The organism is Sphingobium sp. (assembly GCF_035511395.1).
Classification (GTDB): Bacteria; Pseudomonadota; Alphaproteobacteria; order Sphingomonadales; family Sphingomonadaceae; genus Sphingobium.
This window is the reverse complement of record NZ_DATKFP010000097.1, coordinates 1-24,383: the sequence shown is the minus strand read 5'-3', so window position 1 is coordinate 24,383 and position 24,383 is coordinate 1. Positions and strand designations below refer to the sequence as shown.

General features: G+C 64.8%; 25 protein-coding genes. 13 read left to right on the top strand and 12 right to left on the bottom strand.

Annotated features, from left to right (window positions below; all coding sequences use genetic code 11):
* Positions 1 to 5 precede the first annotated feature (5 nt).
* Positions 6 to 827, top strand: a complete 822-nt coding sequence (locus VMR39_RS06180) for an inositol monophosphatase family protein (RefSeq protein WP_325415112.1) — start codon at positions 6 to 8, stop codon at positions 825 to 827.
* Here VMR39_RS06180 and VMR39_RS06175 read toward each other — a convergent pair.
* Genes VMR39_RS06175 through VMR39_RS06165 form a run of 3 tightly spaced genes read right to left on the bottom strand, consistent with a single transcriptional unit; the run spans position 821 to position 3,983 of the window.
* On the bottom strand, positions 821 to 1,360 hold the full coding sequence (locus tag VMR39_RS06175; RefSeq protein ID WP_325415111.1) for an O-acetyl-ADP-ribose deacetylase: 540 nt from the start codon (positions 1,358 to 1,360) through the stop codon (positions 821 to 823). The genes VMR39_RS06180 and VMR39_RS06175 overlap by 7 nt on opposite strands.
* A gap of 3 nt (positions 1,361 to 1,363) precedes the next feature.
* Positions 1,364 to 1,777: a VOC family protein gene (locus tag VMR39_RS06170; protein WP_325415110.1), complete on the bottom strand. Its 414-nt coding sequence runs from the start codon at positions 1,775 to 1,777 to the stop codon at positions 1,364 to 1,366.
* Positions 1,778 to 1,832: 55 nt separating this feature from the next.
* The gene (locus tag VMR39_RS06165; RefSeq protein WP_325415109.1) at positions 1,833 to 3,983 is read right to left on the bottom strand and encodes an AsmA family protein; all 2,151 of its coding nucleotides are present in this window, start codon (positions 3,981 to 3,983) and stop codon (positions 1,833 to 1,835) included.
* Between the two features lie 159 nt (positions 3,984 to 4,142).
* Here VMR39_RS06165 and rpmI point away from each other — a divergent pair, with 159 nt between their 5' ends.
* From rpmI to pheT, 5 genes are all read left to right on the top strand, one after another.
* Entirely contained in the window at positions 4,143 to 4,346 is a 204-nt protein-coding gene (rpmI, locus tag VMR39_RS06160) for a 50S ribosomal protein L35 (RefSeq protein ID WP_325415108.1), read from the top strand.
* A gap of 13 nt (positions 4,347 to 4,359) precedes the next feature.
* On the top strand, positions 4,360 to 4,722 hold the full coding sequence (gene rplT, locus VMR39_RS06155; RefSeq protein ID WP_325415107.1) for a 50S ribosomal protein L20: 363 nt from the start codon (positions 4,360 to 4,362) through the stop codon (positions 4,720 to 4,722).
* Between the two features lie 179 nt (positions 4,723 to 4,901).
* Positions 4,902 to 5,519: a LysE family translocator gene (locus VMR39_RS06150; protein WP_325415106.1), complete on the top strand. Its 618-nt coding sequence runs from the start codon at positions 4,902 to 4,904 to the stop codon at positions 5,517 to 5,519.
* 90 nt (positions 5,520 to 5,609) lie between these two features.
* Positions 5,610 to 6,701 carry a phenylalanine--tRNA ligase subunit alpha gene (pheS, locus tag VMR39_RS06145; protein ID WP_325415105.1) on the top strand — a complete coding sequence of 364 codons (1,092 nt, stop codon included), beginning with the start codon at positions 5,610 to 5,612 and terminating at the stop codon, positions 6,699 to 6,701.
* On the top strand, positions 6,698 to 9,115 hold the full coding sequence (pheT, locus tag VMR39_RS06140; protein ID WP_325415104.1) for a phenylalanine--tRNA ligase subunit beta: 2,418 nt from the start codon (positions 6,698 to 6,700) through the stop codon (positions 9,113 to 9,115). The genes pheS and pheT overlap by 4 nt, the downstream gene beginning before the upstream one ends.
* Before the next feature lie 90 nt (positions 9,116 to 9,205).
* Here pheT and VMR39_RS06135 read toward each other — a convergent pair whose 3' ends face one another.
* Complete coding sequence (locus VMR39_RS06135) at positions 9,206 to 9,745, bottom strand: hypothetical protein (protein ID WP_325415103.1); 540 nt, start codon at positions 9,743 to 9,745, stop codon at positions 9,206 to 9,208.
* A gap of 184 nt (positions 9,746 to 9,929) precedes the next feature.
* Between VMR39_RS06135 and VMR39_RS06130 the strand changes: the two genes are divergently transcribed.
* Both VMR39_RS06130 and VMR39_RS06125 read left to right on the top strand, forming a co-directional pair.
* Positions 9,930 to 10,814 (top strand): aldose 1-epimerase family protein, encoded by an 885-nt coding sequence (locus tag VMR39_RS06130; protein WP_325415102.1) that lies wholly within the window; start codon positions 9,930 to 9,932, stop codon positions 10,812 to 10,814.
* Between the two features lie 44 nt (positions 10,815 to 10,858).
* Complete coding sequence (locus VMR39_RS06125; RefSeq protein ID WP_325415101.1) at positions 10,859 to 12,436, top strand: peptide chain release factor 3; 1,578 nt, start codon at positions 10,859 to 10,861, stop codon at positions 12,434 to 12,436.
* A gap of 15 nt (positions 12,437 to 12,451) precedes the next feature.
* Here the strand turns inward: VMR39_RS06125 and VMR39_RS06120 are convergent, their stop codons facing one another.
* Both VMR39_RS06120 and VMR39_RS06115 read right to left on the bottom strand, forming a co-directional pair.
* Entirely contained in the window at positions 12,452 to 13,714 is a 1,263-nt protein-coding gene (locus VMR39_RS06120) for an MFS transporter (RefSeq protein WP_325415100.1), read from the bottom strand.
* Positions 13,715 to 13,814: 100 nt separating this feature from the next.
* Complete coding sequence (locus VMR39_RS06115) at positions 13,815 to 16,175, bottom strand: TonB-dependent receptor (protein ID WP_325415099.1); 2,361 nt, start codon at positions 16,173 to 16,175, stop codon at positions 13,815 to 13,817.
* A 161-nt stretch (positions 16,176 to 16,336) separates the two neighbouring features.
* On the opposite strand from VMR39_RS06115, the gene VMR39_RS06110 reads away from it, so the two are divergent.
* Both VMR39_RS06110 and VMR39_RS06105 read left to right on the top strand, forming a co-directional pair.
* Positions 16,337 to 16,951: a TetR/AcrR family transcriptional regulator gene (locus VMR39_RS06110; RefSeq protein WP_325415098.1), complete on the top strand. Its 615-nt coding sequence runs from the start codon at positions 16,337 to 16,339 to the stop codon at positions 16,949 to 16,951.
* Between the two features lie 122 nt (positions 16,952 to 17,073).
* A complete protein-coding gene (locus VMR39_RS06105; protein WP_325415097.1) occupies positions 17,074 to 17,472 on the top strand; it encodes a PilZ domain-containing protein in 399 nt (132 codons plus the stop codon).
* A 65-nt stretch (positions 17,473 to 17,537) separates the two neighbouring features.
* Here the strand turns inward: VMR39_RS06105 and metW are convergent, their stop codons facing one another.
* Both metW and metX read right to left on the bottom strand, forming a co-directional pair.
* Positions 17,538 to 18,131 carry a methionine biosynthesis protein MetW gene (metW, locus tag VMR39_RS06100; protein ID WP_325415158.1) on the bottom strand — a complete coding sequence of 198 codons (594 nt, stop codon included), beginning with the start codon at positions 18,129 to 18,131 and terminating at the stop codon, positions 17,538 to 17,540.
* 11 nt (positions 18,132 to 18,142) lie between these two features.
* A complete protein-coding gene (gene metX / locus VMR39_RS06095; protein WP_325415096.1) occupies positions 18,143 to 19,279 on the bottom strand; it encodes a homoserine O-acetyltransferase MetX in 1,137 nt (378 codons plus the stop codon).
* A 75-nt stretch (positions 19,280 to 19,354) separates the two neighbouring features.
* Between metX and VMR39_RS06090 the strand changes: the two genes are divergently transcribed.
* The gene (locus tag VMR39_RS06090; RefSeq protein WP_325415095.1) at positions 19,355 to 20,305 is read left to right on the top strand and encodes a 2-hydroxyacid dehydrogenase; all 951 of its coding nucleotides are present in this window, start codon (positions 19,355 to 19,357) and stop codon (positions 20,303 to 20,305) included.
* Positions 20,306 to 20,326: 21 nt separating this feature from the next.
* Here VMR39_RS06090 and VMR39_RS06085 read toward each other — a convergent pair whose 3' ends face one another.
* Positions 20,327 to 20,827, bottom strand: a complete 501-nt coding sequence (locus tag VMR39_RS06085) for a hypothetical protein (protein ID WP_325415094.1) — start codon at positions 20,825 to 20,827, stop codon at positions 20,327 to 20,329.
* Between the two features lie 98 nt (positions 20,828 to 20,925).
* Here VMR39_RS06085 and VMR39_RS06080 point away from each other — a divergent pair, with 98 nt between their 5' ends.
* Together VMR39_RS06080 and VMR39_RS06075 are read left to right on the top strand one after the other, a co-directional pair.
* Positions 20,926 to 21,312: a VOC family protein gene (locus tag VMR39_RS06080; RefSeq protein ID WP_325415093.1), complete on the top strand. Its 387-nt coding sequence runs from the start codon at positions 20,926 to 20,928 to the stop codon at positions 21,310 to 21,312.
* Positions 21,313 to 21,344: 32 nt separating this feature from the next.
* A complete protein-coding gene (locus tag VMR39_RS06075; protein WP_325415092.1) occupies positions 21,345 to 21,878 on the top strand; it encodes a peroxiredoxin in 534 nt (177 codons plus the stop codon).
* A 55-nt stretch (positions 21,879 to 21,933) separates the two neighbouring features.
* On the opposite strand, the gene VMR39_RS06070 is transcribed toward VMR39_RS06075, so the two are convergent.
* From VMR39_RS06070 to VMR39_RS06060, 3 genes are all read right to left on the bottom strand, one after another.
* Positions 21,934 to 22,848, bottom strand: a complete 915-nt coding sequence (locus VMR39_RS06070) for a dienelactone hydrolase family protein (protein WP_325415091.1) — start codon at positions 22,846 to 22,848, stop codon at positions 21,934 to 21,936.
* A gap of 73 nt (positions 22,849 to 22,921) precedes the next feature.
* The gene (locus tag VMR39_RS06065) at positions 22,922 to 23,488 is read right to left on the bottom strand and encodes an ATP-binding protein (RefSeq protein WP_325415090.1); all 567 of its coding nucleotides are present in this window, start codon (positions 23,486 to 23,488) and stop codon (positions 22,922 to 22,924) included.
* A gap of 112 nt (positions 23,489 to 23,600) precedes the next feature.
* Positions 23,601 to 24,383 (bottom strand): hypothetical protein (locus VMR39_RS06060; protein WP_325415089.1); only part of this gene is annotated, 783 nt, incomplete at its 5' end.

Below are 24,383 nucleotides of genomic sequence, written 5' to 3'. Positions count from 1 at the left end.
TGGGCATGACGACCCGCGACGACCTGGCCCTAGCCAACCGCCTTGCCGACGCCGCCGGCGCGGCGATCCGCCCCTTTTTCCGCGCGCGCTACGATCTGGAGATCAAGGCGGACAAGTCGCCGGTGACGGAGGCCGACCGCGCCGCCGAAGCCGCTATCCGCGCGATCCTGGAGAAGGAGCGGCCGGACGACGGGATCATCGGCGAGGAATATGGATCGGTCCGCACCGAAGCGGAGCGGGTGTGGATCCTCGATCCGATCGACGGCACGCGCAGCTTCATCGCCGGGCGACCGATCTTCGGCACGCTGATCGCGCTGACCCAGGCGGGGTGGCCGACCATCGGCATCATCGACCAGCCGATCGCGCAGGAACGCTGGGCCGGCATGGCGGGCCAGCCCACCACCTTCAACGGCAAGCCGGTGCGCACCCGCGCGTGCAAGGCGCTGGAGGGGGCGGGCATCGCCACCACCAGCCCGCACCTCTTCGCCGAAGGCGACGTGCCCCATTATATGGCGCTGGTGACCAAGGTGTCGGGCGGGTCGCCGCGCCAGGGGCCGGTCTATGGCGGAGACTGCTATAATTATGGGCTGCTCTCGTCGGGCTTCCTCGACATCGTCATCGAATCGGGCCTGCAAAGCTATGACTTCGCGGCGCTGGTGCCGGTGGTCGAAGGCGCGGGCGGCCTGATGTGCGACTGGAATGGCGAGCCGCTGACGGCGGACAGCGAAGGTCATGTGCTGGCGCTGGGCGATCCCGCACGGCTGGAGGATGTGCTGGAGGCGATCCATGATGGCGGGCATGATCATGGGCATGGCCACGATCACTGATCGTCGCAGGCCGCGTCCCTGACCGCCGCCTCGAACAGGACGGTGGTCGAGTCATCGAAACAGACGAAGCGGACGAAGTCGAACGCCTCCGGATCGCGGCGCAGCGCCGATGCCACGGCAGCCGCCGCAATACCTGCCGCCTGATCCTTCGGAAAAGCATAGACCCCGGTCGAGATTGCCGGAAAGGCGATGCTGCGCAACGCGTGGCGGCGCGCCAGGTCGAGCGAATGGGCATAGCAGCCGGCAAGCAGGTCGCGTTCGCCCCGACCGCCGCCATTCCAAACCGGTCCCACCGTATGGATGACATAGCGGGCCGGCAGGTCGTAACCGCGCGTGATCCGCGCTTCGCCGGTCGGGCAGCCGCCGATGGTCCGGCATTCTGCGAGCAGTTCCGGCCCGGCCGCACGGTGGATCGCCCCGTCGACGCCGCCGCCGCCCAGCAGGCTGTTGTTGGCGGCGTTGACGATCGCGTCGGTCGCGCTGCGGGTGATGTCGCCCGTCACCACTTCCCACCGGGTCGCGCCGACGATCATGGCTCAGCCCTTCAGCGGCCCGCCGATCGACCAGACATGGCCGAACGGATCGATCAGCTGGCCGTAACGCGCACCCCAGAACTGGTTGTCGATCGGGAAGCGGATGCTGGCGCCTGCCGACAGGGCCCGGTTCCACCATGTATCGGCATCGTCCACCTCCAGATGGAGTGTCACGCAGGCTGGCGGCGACACCGGCGCTTCCCCCGCCATCTCGTGGAAATGGTCGTTCAGCATCAGGGGTCCGTCGTTGATGACAAGGTGGGCGTGCATGATCCGCTCGCCATCGTCGGCGATATGCCTGGTCTGCTCGATCGCGCCGAAGGCCGTCCTGTAGAAGTCGATCGCCTCGGCCGCCCTGCCGTCGCCGATGGTGAGATGCGCGGTCACGCCGGGCATGGTGAAGGGTATTTCACTCACGGCCACTCTCCTCTTCGAGTCGTTATCCACAGAGGATAATCCTGCACCGTGACGATCAGAAGATGCCGAGGAATTTCTTGTCCTGCCGCTTCTTCTCATCGGCATTGGCCCTGCCCTTCTCGTCCTTGGCGGTGGTGCCGCGACCGACATCGTCGCGCGGCTTGCCGCCCTTGGTACGCTGAGCATGCGCGTCCGCACCGGCCAGTACCGGACCGCAGGCCGCGCCCCTGGCATCGCCCACATCGACAAAGGCGAGCACCGCCGCGATCGGGCTGGCGACGATGCCCAGCGCCGCACCCGCCCCGCCCCGCGCCATCAGTTCAGGCGAAAGAACGGAGATGGCGGGTTTGGCGAAATAGCCGCCTATGCCGACGGGAGACTGGCCGGAAAAGAGGCTGATCTTCTTGCCATCGGCGCGGAAGGCGAGGTCGAGGCTTTCGTTCCTGAACGAGAAACCGCCCCGACCGATCATCACATTCTTCTTCGTGTCGATGAGGATCGGATCGGCCGCCGCCACGCCATCGCGCACGGTGAAGGCAATGAGGCCGCAGTTGATCTCCACCGGCTGTTTCAGTTTGCCGGAGAACATCTTGGTGACGAAGGTGCCGACATCCAGTTCGGATAGCTGGACGTTGCGCGCCCACATGGAGCCAGCGGGCAATATCACCGCGATCCGCCCGTTCGCCGTGCCGAGCGAATCGTGCAGCGTATCGCCCTGACCCGTCATCTGCACGCGCGCCTTGATCGTGCCGCTGGTGCCCGATTCCTCCACGCCCCAGCGCGCCAGCAGCTTTCCCATGGGCGTAGGCGACAGGCGGATGTCATAGGCGGTGCGCACCGGCCGGCCCCGCGCGTCAATCTCTATGTCCGACGCGACATGGCCGCCCGACATGTCAAAGGTCAGCGGCGACAGGGTGAGCAGGCTGCGGTCCAGCTTCACCGTCACCGTCCCGTTGGATACGGGCAGGTTCGGCGCACGGATCGTCTTCACACTGTAGCGGACATTCGCGTCGAAATTGCGGATCGCCTCGACCCGGAGCGGGGCGTCGGGAAGGATGCGGGGCGTACCGCCGACCTGCTCGATCGCCCCGCCCGCACCTTCCTTCGCCAAACGCTGCGGATCATAGCCGATGAAGGGGCCGACATCGATGATGTCCAGCTTCTGCGTTGCGAGATCGGCATCGATCAGCAGCCGCGCCTTCGGCAGCGACACCGTCATCCGGCCGGCCAGGTCGCTGTCGCCGAACCGGCCCTTCAAATGGGTGAAGCGCCATTCCTCGCCCGCCTTCGTCAGCGCCGACGTGAAGCGATAGGCGCGGGTGTCGGGAATGGCGACGCCCAGGAAATCGAACAGCAGGCTTAGATTGGGACCGGTCGTCATCAGCCGCAGGTCGCTGCGTTCCAGCTCGGTCGCGCCGGGCAGCGTACCGCTCATCTCCAGCACGGTCGTGCCCGCAACGGCCCGCATGGCCAGACTGTTCTTCCCGCCGACTACCGTCTCGTTGGGCGACAGCAGTCCCCCTTTCAGGGTGAAGGGCTTGTCACGCATCGTGCCGGTGCCCGAAAAGCGCAGGTCGCTGGAAAAGCGCGTATCCTGCGCCTTTGCCGTCTCGAACCCGATATCGGTGGACAGCCGCATCACCGGATCGCGATAGCGCAGCGTCGTGCCCGCAAGCAGCGCGCGGCGGATCAGCGGCAGCGTCATCGGCTCGCCCTTGCGATCGGGATCGCCCAGCGTCCATGTATTATGCTGCCGGTCGCGCGACCATTCGAGATCGGCGGCGGCATTGCGCAACTCCAGCCATGCGATCCTGTACCGGTCACCGAAGAGCAGGCTGAGCGGCGCAATCCGCATGTCGATCAGGTCGGCGCGAAATAAATCCGCGCGGCTGGCCCAGGGCAGATTGGTGACCCTCAGCCCCTCGGCGCGGAACTTGATCGCGATCGGCGCGAAATAGAGCTGGAAATCGCCGCCGACACGTACCTGCCGCTCCAGCTGGCCACCTACGATACGCTCGAACGGATGTTTCAGGAAGCGCCCCTTGGTGATGAACAGGACCAGCCAGAGCGCCAAGAGGATGCCGACGATCCAGAGCAGGATGCGCACGACCAGCGGCAGCCGGCGCCAGCGCTCCCCCGCACGGCGGGCATGAGGCCGCCAACCGGATATGGATGCGGGGCGCATCAGGGGATCGACATCGGCCATGGCAGGGCATCAACGCAAAGGCCCGATTTTGGCTCCGAATCGCTTGCTTTTGCGGACGCGCCCGACTATGCGCGCCGTTCGCGATATTCAGTGAGACCGCCCGGCTAACTAGGGCTGCCGTGGCTGTCTGTAATCGTCGCGCTGCAAAAGGAGACGAAAATGCCCAAGATGAAGACCAAGAGCGGTGTGAAGAAGCGCTTCAAGTTCACCGCTACCGGCAAGGTCAAGCACGGCGTCGCTGGCAAGCGTCACCGCCTGATCAGCCACAATTCGAAATATATTCGCCAGAACCGCGGCACCAGCGTGCTGTCGGATTCCGATGTTGCCCATGTGCGCCTGTGGGCGCCCTACGGCCTGAAGTAAGGAGTAGAGGCACATGGCACGCGTCAAACGTGGTGTAACCACCCGCGCCAAGCACAAGCGGATTCTGGAACAGGCGAAGGGCTATTATGGCCGTCGCAAGAATACGATCCGTATCGCCCGTCAGGCCGTCGAAAAGGCTGGCCAGTACGCTTACCGCGACCGCAAGGTCAAGAAGCGCACCTTCCGTGGCCTGTGGATCCAGCGCATCAACGCGGGCGTCCGCGCTGAAGGCCTGACCTATTCGCAGTTCATGCACGGCCTCAAGCTGGCCGGCGTCGAACTGGACCGGAAGGTCCTGGCCGACATCGCGATGCATGAAGGCGAGGCGTTCAGCGCCATCATCGCCCAGGCGAAGGCTGCGCTGCCCGCAGCCTGAAGCTGATCGATCGCGAGATCGTCAAAGGGGCGCCGGGGCAGATGCCTTCGGCGCCCTTTTTTGTTTTTCAACGCCCGTTCGTTTCGAGCGCGTCGAGAAACGCGAAGAGCAATTCTATCCGCTTCTCGACTTCGCTCGAAGCGAACGGAGGAAAGAAGCCAGACCAAAAGGCGCATCCCATGTCGCTGCATCTCTGGTGGTTATATGTCACTGCGGTCTTCCTGATCTCGGCCACGCCGGGGCCGAACATGCTGCATGTGATGACGCAGAGCATCGCCCATGGCCCGCGCAAGGCGACTGCGACGATGGCGGGCCTGATGAGCGCGGTGCTGCTGTGCCTCGTCGCGTCCGCGCTCGGTCTCGGCGCATTGTTGAAGGCGTCGCCGCGCCTGTTCGACGTGCTGCGCTATGCCGGCGTCGCCTATCTCGTCTGGCTGGGGATCAAGGCCTGGCGCGCGCCCGTGGGCGGCGGCGAGGCGAGCGCAACCAACGCCCGCTCGGCCCGCGCCCTCTATGGCACCGGCCTGCTGACCGGCCTCGCCAACCCCAAGCTCATCATCTTCGCCGCCGCGCTCTTCCCCCAGTTCATCGATCTGGAGCGGCCCTTCTGGGTGCAGCTCGCCATCCTGATCGCCAGCTTCGTGGTGATCGAGAGCTTCTGGTATGGCGTCTACGCGCTGGGTGGCCTGCGCCTCGCCCGCTGGCTGGAACCCGTCAACCGGCAGAAGCTGTTCAACCGTGGCACGGGGTTGCTGTTTATCGGCTTTGGCGGCGCATTGCTGGGGGCGCGGGCTTAACCGCGCTTTCCTTGAGCGCCCCTTTCCTTGAACGACATGCCCCGCTAAGGCCGCGGGCATGTCTCCGCCACCACAGGCTCTGGAAGAAGAATGACCGAAATTAGCGCACTGAAAGCCGGCCTGATCGCCGACATCGCCGCCGCCGACACGCTGGACGCGCTGGAGGCGCTGCGGGTGGGGGCGCTGGGCAAAAGCGGGGTCGTGACCGGCCTGCTGAAGACGCTGGGCGGCATGTCGCCTGACGAGCGGATGGAGAAAGGTCCGCCGATCCAGGATCTGCGCGAAAGCGTAACCGCTGCGCTGGCGGACAAGAAGGCGGCGCTGGAGCAGGCTGCGCTCGACGCCAAGCTGGCGTCGGAAAAGGTCGACATGACCCTGCCCGCCGATCTGGGTCCGCAAGGGTCGGTCCATGCGGTCAGTCAGGTCATGGACGAACTGGCGGAAATCTTCGCCGACCTCGGCTTCTCGGTCGCCACAGGGCCGGAGATCGAGGACGACTGGCATAATTTCACCGCGCTCAACATCCCGGAGACGCACCCGGCGCGCGCAATGCATGACACCTTCTACTTCCCTGATGAAGAGGGACAGAAGAAGATGCTGCTGCGCACCCACACGTCGCCGGTGCAGATCCGCACGATGATGACGCAGGAGCCGCCGATCCGCATCATCGCGCCCGGTCGCGTCTATCGCAGCGACTCCGACGCGACCCACACGCCGATGTTCCACCAGATCGAGGGTCTGGTGATCGACAAGAGCATCACGCTCGGCCATCTCAAATGGACGCTGGAAACCTTCCTCAAGGCTTTCTTCGAGCGCGAGGACATCGTCCTGCGCCTGCGCCCCAGTTACTTCCCCTTCACCGAACCGTCGGTCGAGGTCGATGTCGGCTATACGCTGACCAATGGCCAGCGCGTCATCGGCGGCGACGGCGATGCACCGGGTGGCGGATGGCTGGAAGTGCTGGGCAGCGGCATGGTCAACCGCCGCGTCATCGAAGCGTGCGGCCTTGATCCCGACGAATGGCAGGGCTTCGCCTTCGGCACCGGCGTCGACCGGCTCGCCATGCTCAAATATGGCATGAACGACCTGCGCGCCTTCTTCGACGGCGATCTGCGCTGGCTGAAACATTATGGATTTTCGGCACTCGACGTGCCCACGCTGTCGGGAGGAGTCGGCGCATGAAGTTCACCCTGAGCTGGCTCAAGACGCATCTGAAGACCGACGCGGACCTCGCCACGATCCTCAAGACGCTGAACGCCATCGGCCTGGAAGTCGAGGACGTGGAAAACCCGGCCGAGAAGCTGGGCGCATTCAGGATCGCGAAGGTGCTGACCGCCGAACGCCACCCGCAGGCCGACAAGTTGCAGGTGCTGACGGTCGACCATGGCGACGGCAATCCGTTGCAGGTCGTCTGCGGCGCGCCCAATGCGCGCGCGGGGCTGGTCGGCGTGTTCGGCGTCGAGGGCGCGGTGGTGCCTGTCAACGGCATGGTGCTCAAGAAGACCGCCATTCGCGGCGTCGAATCCAACGGCATGATGTGCAGCTTCCGCGAACTGGAGCTGGGTGAGGATCATGACGGCATCATCGAACTGGCCGAAAGCGCGCCGGTGGGTGAGGTCTATGCCAACTGGGCGGGCCTGAACGATCCGGTCATCGACGTGTCGATCACGCCCAACCGGCAGGATTGCATGGGCGTGCGCGGCATCGCGCGCGATCTGGCGGCGGCGGGCCTCGGCACGCTCAATGCCATCATCGTGCCGACCATCGAGGGCGTGGGTCCGGGACCGGACGTGCGCACGGACGACATGGACGGCTGCCCCGCCTTCTTCGCGCGCACCGTGCGCGGCGTGACCAATGGCGCGTCGCCCGAATGGATGAGCAAGCGGCTGAAGGCGATCGGGCAGAAGCCGATCAGCACCCTGGTCGACATCACCAATTATATCATGATCGACCTTGGCCGACCGCTGCACGTCTATGACATGGCGACGTTGAAGGGCGGCCTTGTCGCCCGCAAGGGCAAGCCCGGCGAGCAGGTTCTGGCGCTCAACGGCAAGACCTATACGGTCGACGAGAGCATGACGGTCATCGCCGACGATGAAGCCGTGCATGACATTGGCGGCATCATGGGCGGCGAGCATTCGGGCGCGCAGGACGGCACGACCGACGTGCTGATCGAATGCGCCTATTTCACGCCGGAGCGGATCGCGATGACGGGTCAGAAACTGACCCTGACGTCCGACGCGCGCGGCCGGTTCGAACGCGGCGTCGATCCCGCCTTCCTGGACGATGGCCTGTCGATCGCGACCGATCTGGTGGTGAAGCTGTGCGGCGGCACGGCGAGCGAGGCGACCCGCGCCGGTGTCGCGCCCGCGACGCCCAGGACCGTCAGCTACAGCCCCGACCAGTGCCTCGCGCTGGCCGGCGTGGACGTGGCCGCTGACGAGCAGCAGCGCATCCTCGAAAGCCTGGGCTTCGCCGTCAGCGCGTCGGGCGGCGGCGTCGAATATCAGGACGGCATGCCCGTCACCGTGCCCGCCAACTGGACCATCACGGTTCCGACCTGGCGCCGCGACGTCGATGGATGGCCCGACATTGTCGAGGAAGTCGTGCGCATCGTCGGTCTCGACCATGTGCCGTCCACCCCGCTGCCGCGCATGCCGGGCGTCGCTCGTCCGACCGCCACGCCGGAGCAGCTGGTCGAGCGCCGGGTTCGCCGCACGGCGGCTGCGCGTGGCCTCGCCGAAGCGATCAACTGGTCCTTCCTCTCCGAAAAGGAGGCCGCTGCCGTTGGCGGGGGCGACTGGACGCTGGCCAATCCGATCTCCGAGGATCTGAAGGTCATGCGCCCCTCGCTGCTACCTGGTCTGCTGTCGGCGACGAAGCGCAATGTCGATCGCAGCGCCACATCGGTCCGCCTGTTCGAACTCGGCCGTCGCTATTTCAAGCAGGGTGAGCGGGCCACGGTCGGCTTCGTGCTGGCAGGCGAGAAGACCGCGCGGGGATGGCAGAGCGGCAAGGCGCAGGCGTTCGACGCCTTCGATGCCAAGGCTGAGGTGATCGCGCTGCTGGCCGCCGCCGGTGCGCCGGTCCCGAACCTCCAGAACTTCGGTGAGGCGTCCGCCGCCTATCATCCGGGGCAGTCGGGCACGCTGCGGCTGGGGCCGAAGGTGGTGCTCGCGGAATATGGCGTGCTACACCCGTCACTTGCGAAGCAGTTCGGCCTCACGGGTACCGTCGTTGCAGGCGAAATCTTCCTCGACGCCATTCCGGGCAAGCGCAAGAGCGGCTTCATGCGCGCGCCTTACGCACCGCCGGCGTTGCAGGCGGTAAAGCGCGACTTCGCCTTCGTCGTGCCGGAAACGGTCGAGGCCGATGCACTGGAGCGCGGCGTGAAGGGCGCGGACAAGAAGAGCATCGTCGACGCGCGCCTGTTCGACGTCTTCGTCGGGCCGGGCGTGGACGAGGGCATGAAGTCGCTTGCGGTCGAAGTGACGTTGCAGCCGGGCGAGAAGAGTTTTTCGCAGGAAGAGCTGGAGGCGATCAGCGCCGCCGTGGTCAAGGCCGCGGAGAAGCTGGGTGCGTCGCTGAGGGGGTAAGCACCAAAATCCGTTCGCTTCGAGCAAAGTCGAGAAGCAGATAGCGCGCGCTTCACGTTTCTCGACACGCTCGAAACGAACGGATCTCGGCTATTTCTTATCCTCGTCCTTCTTCACCTTTGGCGCAGGAGGCGGCGCGATCGGCGCGATCTTGCAGCCCTTGGCGGCGGCCAGCCCGCGCAAATAGCCGCGCCGCGCGATGCCGGCGGTCACGGCCGCCTGCAACCGGCGCTCGGCCGGCGCCGCGCCGCTGATCTCGCGCACCAGACCGCGGAAGGGGATCAGCGAATTGACGATGGTCTTGCCCACCGCCTCAGCGATCTTGCCGGTGCGATTTTCATTGGCTTCCTTGCCGACGGTGAAATCCTCACCCAGCACGGCGTTGAGGTCGCCCAGCCCCATGTTCAGCCCCTTGCAGGTCCGGTTGGCCGGCTGGGCGTAGGGATTTTCCACCGCCTTCGTCAGCACGATCGGGATCTCGTCCTTGTCCAGTCCTACATCGCGCCCCGGCTGGGTCGCGATACGGCCGGCCTTGTCCAGCGTGTCATCCTTCTTCTTGTCCTGCTCCTGCGCGATGGCGGCGCCCGACAACAACAGCGACAGGGCAATGGCGGTAGTGATTTGTTTCATTTCGTCCTCCCATCCGCCAAACCTGCGGCAGGGCCTGTCGGTTCCCCAGCCGAAACGATCGGCGATGGAGACTCCGGCCCGTCCCGACGCTATTGTCTTTTGATTACCGCATTCTGCAAGCCGTCGGCTGTTCCAGCCGACTTCAGAATGCTCTATGCCAAGCGCTTACCCGCAGGAGCCCCGCTTGTCCGACACCCGCATCGCCATCGCTTCGTCCGCACTTTCCGCGCAGATCGAGCCGCTGGGCGCCGAACTCTGGTCGCTCAGGGACACGCAGGGCCGCGAGTTGATGACCGACGCCGATCCGCGCTGGTGGACCGGCCATGCGCCCCTGCTCTTCCCTTTCGTTGGCCGATCGCGCGGCGACGTCTATCGGCTGGACGGGCGGGATTATCCGATGCCGCAGCATGGCTTTGCTCGCCACAGCGACTTCGCGCTGGTCGAGCGCAGCGACAACGCAGCATTGTTCCGGCTGGAAGCGGACAATGAGACGCGCACCGCCTATCCATTCGACTTCCGCCTCGACATGGGCTTCGTGCTGGAGGATGCGACGCTCCACATGACCGCCACTGTCACTAACCGGGGCGAAGCGGACATGCCCTTCTCCTTCGGCTATCACCCGGCCTTCGCCTGGCCTCTCCCCTATGGCGGCGCGGCGGAGGATCATCGCGTGCTATTCGACCAGCCCGAACCTGCTCCGATCCGCAAGGTCGGCGACGAACCCGGCCTCATCGCGCGCGAAACCGCCCCCTCCCCGGTCGAGGGCGACACGCTCGCCCCCACCCATGCAATGTTCGAGGGCGACGCGCTGATCTGGGACGATCTCGCCAGCCGCTCGCTGAACTGGGGCGTGCCCGGCCAGCCGCACCTGCGGATCGACTTTCCCGACACGCCCTGGCTCGGCCTCTGGCAGAAGCCGGGCGCGCATTATCTGTGCGTCGAACCCTGGGCGGGCATGGCCGATCTGGTCGGTTTTACCGGCGACGTCTGGGACAAGCAGGGTATCCTGGCGCTGCTGCCGGGCGATAGTCGGTCGTTCCGCATGGACGTGACGCTGGTGGAACCCTAACGCGCGACTCGCTTTGGGCGCAAAAATCCCTATATGAGCCGCCCATGAGCATCCCATCCCGCCGCACCTTCGCGATCATTTCCCACCCGGACGCCGGTAAGACCACGCTGACCGAAAAGCTGCTGCTGGAAGGCGGCGCTATCCACCTGGCGGGCGAGGTCAAGGCGCGCGGCGCGAACCGGCGCGCGCGGTCCGACTGGATGAAGATCGAGCAGCAGCGCGGCATCTCCGTAACATCCTCGGTCATGACCTTCGAGCGGACCCGCGATGGCGAGACGATCACCTTCAACCTGCTCGATACGCCGGGTCACGAGGATTTCTCGGAAGACACCTATCGCACCCTGACCGCTGTCGATTCCGCCGTGATGGTGATCGACGCGGCCAAGGGCATCGAGCCACAGACCCGCAAGCTGTTCGAGGTCTGCCGCCTGCGCAACGTCCCGATCATCACCTTCGTGAACAAGGTCGACCGCGAAGGCCGCGAGACATTCGGCCTGCTCGACGAGGTCGCCGATCAGCTGCAACTCGACGTCTGCCCGATGAGCTGGCCGGCCGGCATGGGCGGCGAGTTCGAGGGGATCTATGATTTCGCCACCAACCGGCTGATGCAGCCGACAGGGCCCAGCCGCGAATTCGACGGTACCCGCCACCAGTTCACCGGTCTCGACGATCCGACGCTGGCCGATCACCTGTCCGAACGCGCGCTCGATCGGCTGCGCGAGGAAGCGGAGCTGGCGCAGGGCGGCTATGGCGCATTCGATCTGGACCGCTATCGCGCGGGCGACCTGACGCCGGTCTATTTCGGATCGGCGCTGAAGCTGTTCGGCGTCACCGAGCTGATCGACGCCTTGGGCCTCTATGCCCCGCCGCCCCGCTCGCAGCCCGCCGAGCCGGCCGCCGTCGAACCCGAACAGAATGAAGTCACCGGCTTCATCTTCAAGGTGCAGGCGAACATGGACCCGATGCACCGCGACCGCATCGCCTTCATGCGCCTCGTCTCCGGCAAGTTCCGCCGCGGCATGAAACTGACCCCATCGGGCAGCGGCAAGCCGCTTGCCGTCCATTCGCCGATCCTCTTCTTCGCGCAGGACCGCGAACTGGCGGACGAGGCCTTCCCCGGCGACATCATCGGCATCCCCAATCATGGCGCGCTGCGCGTGGGCGACACGCTGAGCGAAAAGCCCGGCCTGCGCTTCACCGGCCTGCCCAATTTCGCGCCGGAAATATTGCGCCGCGTGGCGCTAAAAGACCCGACCAAGACCAAGCAGCTGCGCAAGGCGCTGGACGACCTGTCCGAGGAAGGCGTCATCCAGGTCTTCTACCCGGAAATCGGCAGCAACTGGATCGTCGGCGTGGTCGGCCAGCTTCAGCTCGAAGTGCTGATCTCGCGCCTGGAGGCGGAGTATAAGGTGGCGGCGGGCCTCGAACCCTCCCCCTTCGACACCGCGCGCTGGATCAGCGGCGACGAGGCCGCGGTCAAGGAACTGGTCGGCTATAACGGCGCCAACATGGCCAAGGACCGCGACGGCAACCTCGTCTTCATGGCGCGGAGTGCCTGGGATATCGGCTATCAGCAGGAACGCCACCCCAAGGTGAAGTTCAGCGCCACCAAGGAGCGGTAAGTATAATCCGGTGGATCAGGTGCTGACCCAGTCCTTGCGCAGCGCCTTGCCGGCGAGCGCCATGAACAGGCCGGCGAGCAGATAAAAGCCCAGCGCCGCGACGATGGCGTACCGCAGCGCCTCATTGCCATAGGTGGGCGTCAACGCGTCGGACAGGGCGCCGACGCTCCAGCTGCCAAGGCCGAGGCCGACCAGGTTGTTGATGAGCAGGAAGGTCGCCGATGCGCTCGCCCGCATATGCGCCGGCACCAGATGCTGCACGGCGGTGAGCACCGGCCCCAGCCAGACATAGACCAGAGCCTGGGGAATCAGGAACAAGCCGAAGGCGACGGTCACGCTGCTCGACAGCACGCCGATCACGAACAGCGGCATGCCCACGACATAGCTGATCGCCGGCACCCATGCGAACCAGGCCTTGTCCTTGTCCCCCATGGCATCACCCAGAAAGCCGCCCAGCAGCACCCCGGCCACCCCGCCGATCAGCAGCAGCGCCCCCAGAAACTGGCCCGCACCCAGCAGATCGAGGCCGAAGCTGCGCATCAGCAGGCTCGGCAGCCAGAAGGCGACGCCATAGCCGCACATCGAACTGGACGCGGCACCCAGCGCCAGCATCCAGAAGCTGCGCTTGGCGGCGAGGATGCCGAATACGGCGCTGACCGGCACCGCCTCGCCCGCCTGCACCGGCCGCGCAGGTTCGCGCACCACCAGGCGGAAAATCGGGGCGATCAGGATGCCGAGCAGCCCGACCGCGATGAAGGCGGTGCGCCATTCCACCGTCTGCGCGATATAGCCGCCCAGCAGTACGCCGCCCGCCGATCCCAGGGGGATGCCGAGCGAATAGATGGACAGCGCCCGCGCCCGTTGATGCTGCGGAAAATAATCCGAGATGACGGCATAGGATGGCGCCACGCCGCCAGCCTCACCCACGCCTACGCCGATGCGGAACAGGAACATCTGCATGAAATTGCCGGCCACGCCGCAAAGCGCGGTGAAGCCGCTCCAGATGGCGAGGCTGACGGTGATGACCCATGTCCGGCTGGTCCGGTCCGCCAGCAGCGCCAGCGGGATCGCCAGCGTCGAATAGAGCAGGGCGAAGGCGATGCCGCCCAACGCTCCCAGCTGCGTATCGGTCAACTGCAACTCCGCCTTGATCGGCCCGGCGAGGATGCCCAGGATCTGCCGGTCGAGGAAGTTGAACGTATAGACCAGCAGCAGCATCGCCAGAACGAGCCTGGAGTAGCCGGGGCGATAGGCAGGGGATGAGGTTCGATCGGTCATGAAAGTCAGTTAAATCTCCGTTCGCTTCGAGCGAAGTCGAGAAGCGTTGGCGCTACACGGTTCTCGACAAGCTCGAACCGAACGGAAGGGGTGAGCCAGATCAGAATTTCACCGTGCCGGTCACGAAGACCTGCCGGGGATTGCCGTAGAAGGCCGTGAGCGTCCCCTCCCTGCCCAACGAGGGGGTCGGGAAACCGGCGGCATTGTTGATGATCGCGCCCGTCACCGGATCGGCAGCGACGAAGGTATAGCCCGACGTCTTATATTCCTTGTCGAGGATATTCTTGCCATGGACGCCCAAGCTCCATCGGTCGTCGGGCGCGGTGTAGACGATGCTGGCATCCCACAGCGCATAGCCCTTCTGGTCGATATAGGGGTTGGGAATCTCGAACTGATAGGTCTTGCTGCGCCAGGAAAGGGTGCTGCCCATGAAGAGGCTGCCGTCGCCTACCGGGGTCGTGTAGCTGAGCGAGCCGCTCGCCGTCCATTTGGGCGTGTTCTGCACCCGGCGATGTTGCGCCACGTCGGTCGGGACGTTGCCGATATTGGCGATATATTCGCGATATTCCGCATCGATATAGCCGATCGCGGTGGACAGGTTCAGCCGGTCTCCGCTCGACAACAGGTCACGGCCGAGGCGCGCATTGCTTTCGAACTCCAGCCCCTTGAACCGGGCCTTGCCCGCGTTGGACACCACACCGCAGAAGGACGGCGTCGGCACCCCGCTCACCAGCACGGTGCAGGCGACGGAGCCGGGGATCTGCACATCCTTGTAGTCGGCATAGAAGCCGGCGACCGCGACATAGAGCGCGCCGTCCATGAAATTGCCCTTGTAACCGACCTCATAGCTGTCGACCTGCTCCGGACGGAAGCTGAGGAAGGACGCAATCTCGCTTTCCTGTCTTATGCCGTCGCCATTCAGGTCGGGCGCATTGGTGCCCACCCCGCGCGGGTCGAAGCCACCGCCCTTGAAGCCCTTGGAATAGCTGGCGTAGATATTGTGATCCGGGGTCGGCTTGTAACTGACCGAGAAGCGCGGCGTGAATTTCTTATATTTCGCGGAGCCGCGGAAATCGGTGCTGGGCGCGCCGAGCGGCAGGCCGGCGCCCCCGAACACCGGCGACCCGCCCCCGACATAGCTTTGGCGCAGAATGTCGGCGGTCCGCTCATCCCATGTGTAGCGGCCGCCGGCCGACACGCTGAACTGGTCGCTGAAATCATAGGTGAAGTCGCCGAAGATCGCATAGGTTTCGGTATCGACATCGGCCTGGGTGAAGGCGGTGAGGCCGGCCAGCGTGGTGAAGATGCGCGTGTCGAACTGCGTGTCGGCGCTCGCATCCAGATAATAGAAGCCGATCATGCCTTTCAACGGCCCGGCATCGACCTGCAACTGGAATTCCTGGCTCAGCTGTTCGTTGCGATAGAAGGCCGGCACGTCAACATCGACGGCGGGCAATGCGTCGAAATCGATCGGCGATGCGCTGTCATCCTTGCGCCAGGCGCTGATCGACTTCAGCGTGAACATGTCATTGAGTTCGGCCGAGATATTCATCGACAGGCCGTAGGATTTGACCTGCTGCCGGGGATCGACCAGACCGCCGCGTGTGTCGAAGACATCGTCCAGCACCGGCGCGCCCGATGCCTGCCCCGGTATCAGGCGATGGCCGCCACGCGGATTGCTCTTGTCCTTGGTATAGTCTCCGGTAATGCGCACCAGCACCGGTTCGCCATAGCCGCCCATTTCGGCGGTAGCGCGCCCGGCCCAGATATCCTTGTTGTAATTTTCCTGACCGGTGGTGAGGTTGGTGCCGAAGCCGCCGCGCGACAGGCGGGCGAAGGCGCCGCCGACGCGGATCAGGTCGCCGATCGGCGCCGACACGGTGACGATGCCGTCCGCCTGGTCATAGCTGCCATAAGTGCCCTTCACCTTGAGCGAAAAGTCCTGCGGCAGCAGCTTGGTCACATATTTGACCGCACCGCCGATCGTGTTGCGACCGTAAAGCGTGCCCTGCGGCCCGCGCAGCACCTCGATCCGCTCCACATCGTAAATGTCGAGCAGCGCCCCCTGCGGACGGTTCAGATAGACATCGTCCAGATAGATGCCGACGCCCTGCTCGAAGCCGGAGACCGGATCCTGCTGACCCACGCCGCGGATGAAGGCAGTCAGCGTCGAATTGGTGCCGCGCGAAGCCTCCAGCGTGGTGTTAGGGGTCACATTGGCCAGGTCGGTGATGTCGATCGCCCCGCCCCGTTCGAGCGCTTCGCCGGAAAAGGCGCTGACCGCGATCGGCACGCTGACCAAAGTTTCCTCGCGACGACGTGCGGTGACGACGATCGCCGCGCCGTCATCGTCGGCACTTGCCTGCGGCGCGCTGTCCTGCGCGAAGACGGGCAGCGCGGCCACGCCGCTCCACGCGGCAGAAGCGAGCGCGAGAGCGCGAATGGTCTGATGGGCCTTCATCGGGGTCGGTCCTCTCCTGAAAAAGCTGCGCCCGGTCTGCCGGGTCACTTGCGCTGCCTGATTCGATAATGAAAGTTGAACCAGCTTTCAACTTCAAATAAGAGGCAAGTGACGAGAGGCCATCATTGCGGCAAAAAGAGCACAGCATATCAGGAGTGGAAATGACCGGTGAAGGCGCAGCGAAGGACGACAAGACGCCCCGCACCGCGCGCGGCGAGCGCACCCGTCGTGCGCTATTGTCGGCGGCCGCGGCGGAATTTGGCGAGAAGGGATTTCACGACGGCTCGATCAGCGGCATCACCCGCCGCGCCGGCTGCGCGCTGGGCAGCTTCTACACCTATTTCGATACCAAGGACGATATTTTCCGCGCGCTGGTGAACGACATGTCGGGGCAGGTGCGCGACTATGTGACACCACGCATCGCGGCGGCGCGCGACGGCATCGACGCGGAACGGATCGGCCTGCTGAGCTTTCTGGAGTTCGCCCGCGACCATAAGGAAATCTACCGCATCATCGACGAGGCGGAGTTCGTCGACCAAGCCGCCTACCGCGCTCATTACGAGAATACGGCCACTCGCATGGCCACGCGACTCGCCAAGGCCGCCGAGCGCGGCGACGTGCGTCCCGATGTCGAGGAAGTCCATGCCTGGGCGATCATGGGCATGAACGTCTTCCTGGGCCTCCGCTACGGCGTCTGGGACGATAGCCGCCCGGCCGAGGAAGTGGCGGCGATCGCCAATGCGCTTATCGAGAGGGGTATAGGCCAGCCGCGCTGACGGCCTTAGCGATGACCACAGGCTCTGTCGGTCGCAAGACCGTCTCGGACTGGCGAGGCCTTTGCAACCAGCAGCGCCGTTCGTGACTCCTTTTCATGACGAAACATCATGGGAGAAGGATCATGGACCTGCCTCCGCGCGCGAAGCGCTCCAACATCTTCATAGATGCCTGTCTGAATCTGGGCGAGCCCTTGTCGGCAACGCAGGTCGTGCGTATCCGCGACATTTCCGAAGGTGGCGTCCGCATTCAGGGCAAGTCGCCCGGCGTAGGCGCCCGGATCGTCCTGACGCGGGGCGAAACGGAAATGCCCGGCCGGGTTGTATGGACGGCCGATCGTCATTTCGGCGTGGCCTTTGACGAGCCGATCAACGTCGACGCGGTGCTGAAGGCTGCGGTGCCCAGATCGCCCGAGCGCCCCCTATATGCAGCAGCCCTCACATCGGGCCTCGGTCATTTCCATCGACAGACCCCGCGCGGCCGCAAAACCTTTGGCCTGCGTGTAGCGGGGGCTGGCCGCTAAAGTATGATACGATCACCCTGATGGAGTTGGTCAGACATTCTCGTCTGACTGGACGATGCTTTAGATTATTTTCGCAGCAGGAACACCGCATGTTCCGCGAACAGATTGGCGTTTGCGTGGGTGGTTTCCTTGTCCCCCTTGAGGAACCATTGGCCCTCGATATGCCAGCCGCGCTCCTTCACCAGCGCGCGGAAATCGTCGACCGTCACATGATGGATGTTGAGCGTGTCATACCAGGTGTCTGGCAACAGCCGCGTCACCGGCATCCGCCCGCCCCACAGCAGCGAAACCCGCCCGCGCCAATGCGCGAAATTGGGGAAGGAGACGAAGGCCTGCCGCCCGATGCGCAGCAATTCCTCCACCACCAGATCGGGCCGCCGCGTCGTCTGGAGCGTCTGACTCAGGATCGCATAGTCGAAGCTGGCGTCGGGATAATAGGCAAGGTCAGTGTCCGCGTCGCCCTGCACTACGGAGAGGCCACGCCCGACCGCCGCCGCGACGTTGGAGCCGTCAATCTCCAGCCCGCGCGCGTCGACCTGGCTATGGTCGCGCATCGCCGCCATCAAGGCGCCGTCGCCGCAGCCCACGTCCAGCACGCGCGCGCCCTGCCGCACAGTTCGCGCGATCAGGGCCAGGTCCGGGCGCAATGTCTGCACCAGCGGCGCCTCGCTCATGCCCGGCCGCCCCGCAGGAAGCCGTCCACCACCCTGTTGAGTTCGGGCGATTCGAGCAGAAAGGCGTCATGGCCGAAGGGACTGGACAGTTCGACGAAGCTCGCCTGCGCGCCCGATGCGTTGAGGGCATGGACGATCACCCGCGATTCTGTCGTCGGGTAAAGCCAGTCGGTGTCGAAGCTGACGAGGCAGAAGCGCGCACTGGTCGCCGCGAAAGCCTTGGCCAGCGATCCGCCATGATCCTCGGCAATGTCATAATAATCCATGGCGCGGGTGATGTAGAGATAGGAGTTGGCGTCGAACCGCTCGACGAAGCTCAGCCCCTGGTGGCGCAGATAGCTTTCCACCTGGAAATCCGCGTCGAAGCCGAAGGTCTTGGCATCGCGTCCCTGAAGTCGACGCCCGAATTTCTCGGTCAGCCCGGCTTCGGACAGATAGGTGATGTGTGCCGCCATGCGCGCGACGGCGAGGCCCGCGCTCGGCACCTGCCCATCGGCATAATAGTCGCCACCGCGCCAGTTGGGATCGGCCATGATCGCCTGCCGCCCGACCTCATGAAAGGCGATATTCTGCGCGCTGTGGCGGGCGGTCGAGGCGATGACGACGCAGCTTTCGACCCGGTCGGGGAACAGCGTCGGCCAGGTCAGCGCCTGCATCCCCCCCATCGATCCGCCAATCACCGCGCTCAGCCGGTCCACCCCCAGATGGTCGAGCAGCAGCGCCTGCGCCCGCACCATGTCGGCGATGGTGATGACAGGGAAACGCATTGCATGCGGATCGCCGGTCGCAGGATCGAGGCTGGCGGGGCCGCTCGACCCCATGCAACTGCCGATGACGTTGGAGCAGATGATGAAATGGCGCGCCGGATCGACCGGCTTTCCCTCACCCACCAGCCGCCACCACCAGCCCGGCTTGCCGGTGACGGGATGGTCGGACGCGACATATTGGTCGCCGGTCAGCGCATGGCAGATCAGGATGACGTTCGACCTGTCGGCATTCATCGTGCCATAGGTTTCATAGGCGATGTCGACGGGGCCGAGGCTTGCGCCGCTGGACAGGCGCAACGGCCCGGTCAGGCGGGCCTGCCGGCGCAGGCCGAACCGATTGTCTTCGCTGATGGGGACACTGGCCATGACCGAGCGGGGCTAGGACCGCTGCCCGCCTCTGTCAATCTGGCACGATCGCCACCGAGTCCCTAGATTAACGACATGACCGACAGCAACCGCCCCCCGATCGTCGCCTTTGGCCCTCTCTACCCCTATCTGACCAATGAACTGCAACGCCGCTTTACGGTCCATGCCGTTGCGGCCGACGCCGACCTGTCCACCCTGCCGGCGGAGGTGCAGGATGCGCGCGCGCTCGTCAGCTTCGGATCGGTCGGCGCGCCCGCCCCGATCATGGACGCGCTGCCGAAATTGGAAATGATCGGCCTCTTCTCGGTCGGTTATGACAAGGTCGATGTCGATCACGCCCGCGCGAAGGGCATCCGCGTCACCAACACGCCCGATGTGCTGACCGACGATGTCGCCGACCTCGCGGTCGGTCTGCTCTACGCTACGGTCCGCAACATCGCCGCCAACGACCGGATGGTGCGCGCGGGCGACTGGGCGCGGGGCGTGAAACCGGCCTTGTCCGGTCGCGTGACCGGATCGCGCATCGGCATATTGGGCCTCGGTCGCACCGGCCGCGCCATCGCGAAACGGCTGGAGCCGGTGGCCGGCGAAATCCTCTACCACAATCGGCGAGAAGCTTCAGACACCTCATATCGGTATGTCGCGGATCCCGTCGACTTCGCGCGGCAAAGCGATGTGATCATCGTCGCTACCTCCGGCGGGCCGGAAGCGGCCAAGCTGGTCGATGCCGCCATGCTCGACGCGCTGGGGCCAGACGGCGTCATCGTCAACATCAGCCGCGGCAGAGTGATCGACGAGGAGGCGCTGGTCGCCGCGCTCGCCGACCGGTGCATCGCTGGCGCCGGCCTCGACGTGTTCGTCAACGAACCCCATGTGCCGCAGGCCCTGTTTGCGATGGACCATGTCGTGCTCCAGCCGCATCAGGGCAGCGCCACCGTCCACACGCGCAAGGCGATGGCCGATCTGGTCCTCGCCAATCTGGACGCGCATTTCGCCGGAGAGGCATTGCTGACCCCGGTTGTATGACCCCAGGCGGGAACAGGTCGATCAGCAGCGCTTACGCGTCACCGCCGTCCCGTCATTGGTGATGGTCAGAGTCTTGCCGTCCGCCGATGGCCGCATCTGGAGCGTCCGGGTCCAGCTCTGCCCCTCGCCCGTGAACGCGGCATCCACCGCGACCAGACCGTTGTCGCGCGTGCGCACGGCCTTCACCTTCCCGACGCTTTCGTGGAAGACAAGCTCGTCCGGCGCGACCGACAATTCCAGATCGGCGGCGCGATCACCGCACCGTTCGTCCATCCCGGTCCAGCGCCCCTGTATCGCTACGGGGATCAGCCCGTCGGGCGCGGGTGGCGGTGGGGGCGTGTCGATCGATGGAGGCGCCTCGATCGGCGTGATCACATTGGCCGGGGTCGGCCCGTTGCGGACCTCGGGCATCGTCTGGTCGACGATATTGGAAACGACGCCGGGCTGTTGTTCCTGTTGCCCGTCCTTCTGGTTACAGGCGGTGATCAACAGGAGTGGCAGGAGCGGGACGATCTTTCGCATGGTGCGAAAACAATCCCGGCCGCCTTCCGGTTCCCGCCGCATGACTCGAGTCTGCCGCCATGCTAGGCAAGCAGCATCATCCAAGGAGAGTCGATGCCATGCCGGTTCTGGGAATGGGTGGCCTGTTCTTCCGTTCGCGCGATCCCGAGGCGCTGGCCGCCTGGTATCGCAAGCATCTGAATGTCGGCGGCGGCTGCGTCGCCGATCCGACGGCAGAGGCAAATGAATGGGTGTGGCAAACGCTGGGCGGCCCGATGGTCTTCGCCCCGTTCAAGGCCAACAGCGACTATTTCGCTGCCGACAAGCAGTATATGATCAATTTTCGCGTATCGGACCTCGATGCGCTGCTGGCGGACTTGCGCGCGGCGGACGTTGAGATCATCACCAAGCCCGAATGGGACGACCCCGTGGTCGGCCGTTTTACCCGCATTCACGATCCGGAGGGCAATGCGATCGAATTGTGGGAACAGCCCAAGCCTTCCTGACTTTTTGGCCGCCTGAATATTGGAGCATCCTGATGAAGCGCCTCCCCCTCTTCCTCGTCGTCGCTGCCGCCACGCTGATGCCCGCCGCCGCCATGGCCGCGCTCGCCGTCGGTGCCAAGGCGCCGGACTTCACAACACGCGGCGCACAGGCGGGCAAGACCTTCACCCTGACCCTCTCGCACCAGCTGAAGCGCGGGCCGGTGGTACTCTATTTCTTCCCCAAGGCGTTCACGCCGGGCTGCTCCGCCGAAGCGCGCGAATTCGCTGAGAATATCGACAAGTTCAAGGCAGCGGGCGCGACCGTCATCGGCATGTCGGCCGATCCGGTGGACGATCTGGTCGCCTTTTCGACCAAGGAATGCGCGGGCAAGTTCGCCGTCGCCTCGGCCGGTCCGGCCATCGTGTCGGGTTATGACGTGGCGCTCAAGATGCGGCCGGGCATGACTGACCGCACCTCCTATGTCATCGCGCCGTCGGGCCGGATCGCCTTCGTCCATAGCGAGATGAGCTATGCCGGCCATGTGAAGAGCACGCTGGCCGCCGTGGAAGCGATGAAGGGCAAGTAAGGAATAATCTCCGTCCGCTTCGGGCCGTTCACCCGAAGCGGACGACGGCTCAGCCTTACCCCTTCACATATTTGCCGAACCAGCCGAGCGTCGCGTCCCAGGCCGCTTTCGCCGCTGCCTCATCATAGCTGGGTCGGTAGTCGGCCATGAAGCCATGGTCCGCCCCCTTATGCACGGTGATGGCGTCGGGCGGAGACTTGCCCGCCTTGGAAAGCGCGGCGCGCATCGCCTCCACGTCGGTCTGGGGGATGCCCTTGTCCAGCTCGCCATATTGGCCGAGCACCGGCACCTTGAGCTTGCCCACTTCCTCAATCGCGCTCAGCGGTTGCAGTGCGGTCTTGTCGGTGACCAGCCGGCCGTAGAAAGCGACACCCGCATCCAGATCGGCGCTGTGCGCGGCATAGAGCCAGACGATCCGCCCGCCCCAGCAGAAGCCGGTAATGCCGCGCCGCCTGGCGTCGCCACCATGACTGCCCGCCCAGCCATAGGTCGTGTCGATGTCGGCCAGCACCTGGGCATCGGGCGCCTTGGACACGATCGTGCCGACCAGTTGCTTGAAGTCGGCGACCTTTGTCGCGTCGCCATGCCGCGCGAACAGATCGGGCGCGATGGCATAATAGCCGGCCTTGGCGAAGCGGCGGCATATGTCGCGAATCCATTCATGCACGCCGAAAATCTCATGCACGACGACGATGACCGGCGCGCTCTTCCCGCCTGCCGGCCGCGCGACGAAGGCGGGCATGGCAAAACCGTCGTTCGCAGGGATGGAGACGCTTTCCTCCATCAGTCCGTCGCCCGATGTCTGCACCGCGCTGCTGGCGACCGGACGACAGGCCGCCGCGAAACCGGCGGCAAAGGCGCCGCCAGCCAGGACATGGCGACGCTGAAGGCCGGTGCTGCCAACCCAGTTGCGGTCTTCGGGCAAGCGATCGGGCGCAGCCCCCTTGTCTTTGCTTCCCTTGCTCGTCATCGGCACGCTCCTCTCCCTTGGCTGATGGCTGCCAGAGTAGAGGCTCGACGCGGAAACGAAAGAGCGCGATCGATCAATTCACCGGCGCGCGCCGCCTATAGCTGAGCGCTTCGGCGACATGGACACGTCCGACCCGCTCCGCCCCTTCCAGGTCGGCGATGGTCCGTGCCACGCGAAGCACGCGGGTATAGCCGCGCGCGGACAGCTTCATCGCCGCGGCTGCCTGCGCCAGCAACTGCCGCCCCGCCTCGTCCGGGCCGGCGACATCCTCCAGCCGCTCGCCATCCACTTCGGCATTGGTGCGCGTCTTGCTGCCGGCATAGCGCTTCGTCTGCACCGCACGCGCGGTTGCGACCCGCGCCGCAACCTCCGCTGATCCCTCGGCAGGCGGCGGCAGGACAAGGTCGGCGGCGGTCACCGCCTGCACCTCGACATGCAGATCGATACGATCTAGCAGCGGTCCCGATACCTTGGCCTGATAATCCGATGCGCAGCGCGGCGCGCGCGAACAGGCCAGCGCCGGGTCGCCAAGATGGCCGCAGCGACAGGGATTCATCGCCGCGATCAGTTGAACGCAACCTGCAATGTATGTAGACTGAAAAATATTCTGCCTAAAATCCGCAGAAATCTGGGGTTTCAAAGGGCATTCCAAAGCGAGCGGCCAAGGGACAGTAGCATTTGGACGGACCCAAAAAGCGTTAGCCCCGCAACGACGATAACCTCAGTCCAAAACAGCAGGCGTCTCATCATCTTCATTCGCAGATCGCCCGTTGCTGGTTGAACTTGGGCCATATGACAGTGGTGCCACTTTGAACCATCGCGCAGTTGATCTCCGTGCTTGCCTCGTTCCAGCAAACGGCAGTCGCGCGGTTGTAGCTGGTGCCCGTCTGCTCACATTGTAGGATTTGGCCAGAGGCAAGCTCAGTCAGTTTGGACGTAGCGGAAGCGCCCGATGCTGATGGGCAAGGATGACCAACCTTACAGGTTTCATCGCTTTCACGAGCAGCAACCGCGTGAAGCCTGATCCTCGTACCGTCAGCGCATCGCAAAGTATCGCCGTCGGTGATGCTGCTGACACGGCACAAGAAGCGATCAGACGGAACTTTATACATTTCCGACGCTCGGACGGGTGCCTCTGGCCTCTCTGGTAAACTGGCGAACGCCTGTTTGCTGGCTTTGGGCGTAGGAGCATCAACCATAGAGGTTGCCGTTGACGCGGGTATTGCGATTGAAGCCGCCTCGCTCGGTTCGCTGCTGGGCCAAAAGAAAACCGCGCAGAAGGTGCCGACTATCAGGACAGCAGCAACGGCATAAACTGACCAAGCTGGAAATTGCCGCTCCTTGGGCTGCTGCCAACCATTCGACCGCGACCGCCTGTCATATGGTTGCCGCTGTTGGCCGACTATGCGCGGACGCCATTTCCTGCGACGGCCCCAAGGCCGCATATAATTCCAGAAATAGAGCGGAACGAGGATCGCCAACGCGGGGATGATGACATAGCCGCCCGACACGCTGGTGTTCTTCTGGACCCATGC

Coding starts and splice junctions, on each gene's coding strand:
- VMR39_RS06075 (WP_325415092.1), top strand. CDS start 21,345: ATGAAGCGCCTCCCCCTCTTCCTCGTCGTCGCTGCCGCCACGCTGATG.
- VMR39_RS06110 (WP_325415098.1), top strand. CDS start 16,337: ATGACCGGTGAAGGCGCAGCGAAGGACGACAAGACGCCCCGCACCGCG.
- VMR39_RS06180 (WP_325415112.1), top strand. CDS start 6: ATGACGACCCGCGACGACCTGGCCCTAGCCAACCGCCTTGCCGACGCC.
- VMR39_RS06085 (WP_325415094.1), bottom strand. CDS start 20,827: ATGCGAAAGATCGTCCCGCTCCTGCCACTCCTGTTGATCACCGCCTGT.
- VMR39_RS06125 (WP_325415101.1), top strand. CDS start 10,859: ATGAGCATCCCATCCCGCCGCACCTTCGCGATCATTTCCCACCCGGAC.
- VMR39_RS06105 (WP_325415097.1), top strand. CDS start 17,074: ATGGACCTGCCTCCGCGCGCGAAGCGCTCCAACATCTTCATAGATGCC.
- VMR39_RS06135 (WP_325415103.1), bottom strand. CDS start 9,745: ATGAAACAAATCACTACCGCCATTGCCCTGTCGCTGTTGTTGTCGGGC.
- VMR39_RS06090 (WP_325415095.1), top strand. CDS start 19,355: ATGACCGACAGCAACCGCCCCCCGATCGTCGCCTTTGGCCCTCTCTAC.
- metX (WP_325415096.1), bottom strand. CDS start 19,279: ATGGCCAGTGTCCCCATCAGCGAAGACAATCGGTTCGGCCTGCGCCGG.
- VMR39_RS06080 (WP_325415093.1), top strand. CDS start 20,926: ATGCCGGTTCTGGGAATGGGTGGCCTGTTCTTCCGTTCGCGCGATCCC.
- rplT (WP_325415107.1), top strand. CDS start 4,360: ATGGCACGCGTCAAACGTGGTGTAACCACCCGCGCCAAGCACAAGCGG.
- pheS (WP_325415105.1), top strand. CDS start 5,610: ATGACCGAAATTAGCGCACTGAAAGCCGGCCTGATCGCCGACATCGCC.
- pheT (WP_325415104.1), top strand. CDS start 6,698: ATGAAGTTCACCCTGAGCTGGCTCAAGACGCATCTGAAGACCGACGCG.
- VMR39_RS06070 (WP_325415091.1), bottom strand. CDS start 22,848: ATGACGAGCAAGGGAAGCAAAGACAAGGGGGCTGCGCCCGATCGCTTG.
- rpmI (WP_325415108.1), top strand. CDS start 4,143: ATGCCCAAGATGAAGACCAAGAGCGGTGTGAAGAAGCGCTTCAAGTTC.
- VMR39_RS06115 (WP_325415099.1), bottom strand. CDS start 16,175: ATGAAGGCCCATCAGACCATTCGCGCTCTCGCGCTCGCTTCTGCCGCG.
- VMR39_RS06165 (WP_325415109.1), bottom strand. CDS start 3,983: ATGGCCGATGTCGATCCCCTGATGCGCCCCGCATCCATATCCGGTTGG.
- VMR39_RS06120 (WP_325415100.1), bottom strand. CDS start 13,714: ATGACCGATCGAACCTCATCCCCTGCCTATCGCCCCGGCTACTCCAGG.
- VMR39_RS06175 (WP_325415111.1), bottom strand. CDS start 1,360: ATGATCGTCGGCGCGACCCGGTGGGAAGTGGTGACGGGCGACATCACC.
- VMR39_RS06150 (WP_325415106.1), top strand. CDS start 4,902: ATGTCGCTGCATCTCTGGTGGTTATATGTCACTGCGGTCTTCCTGATC.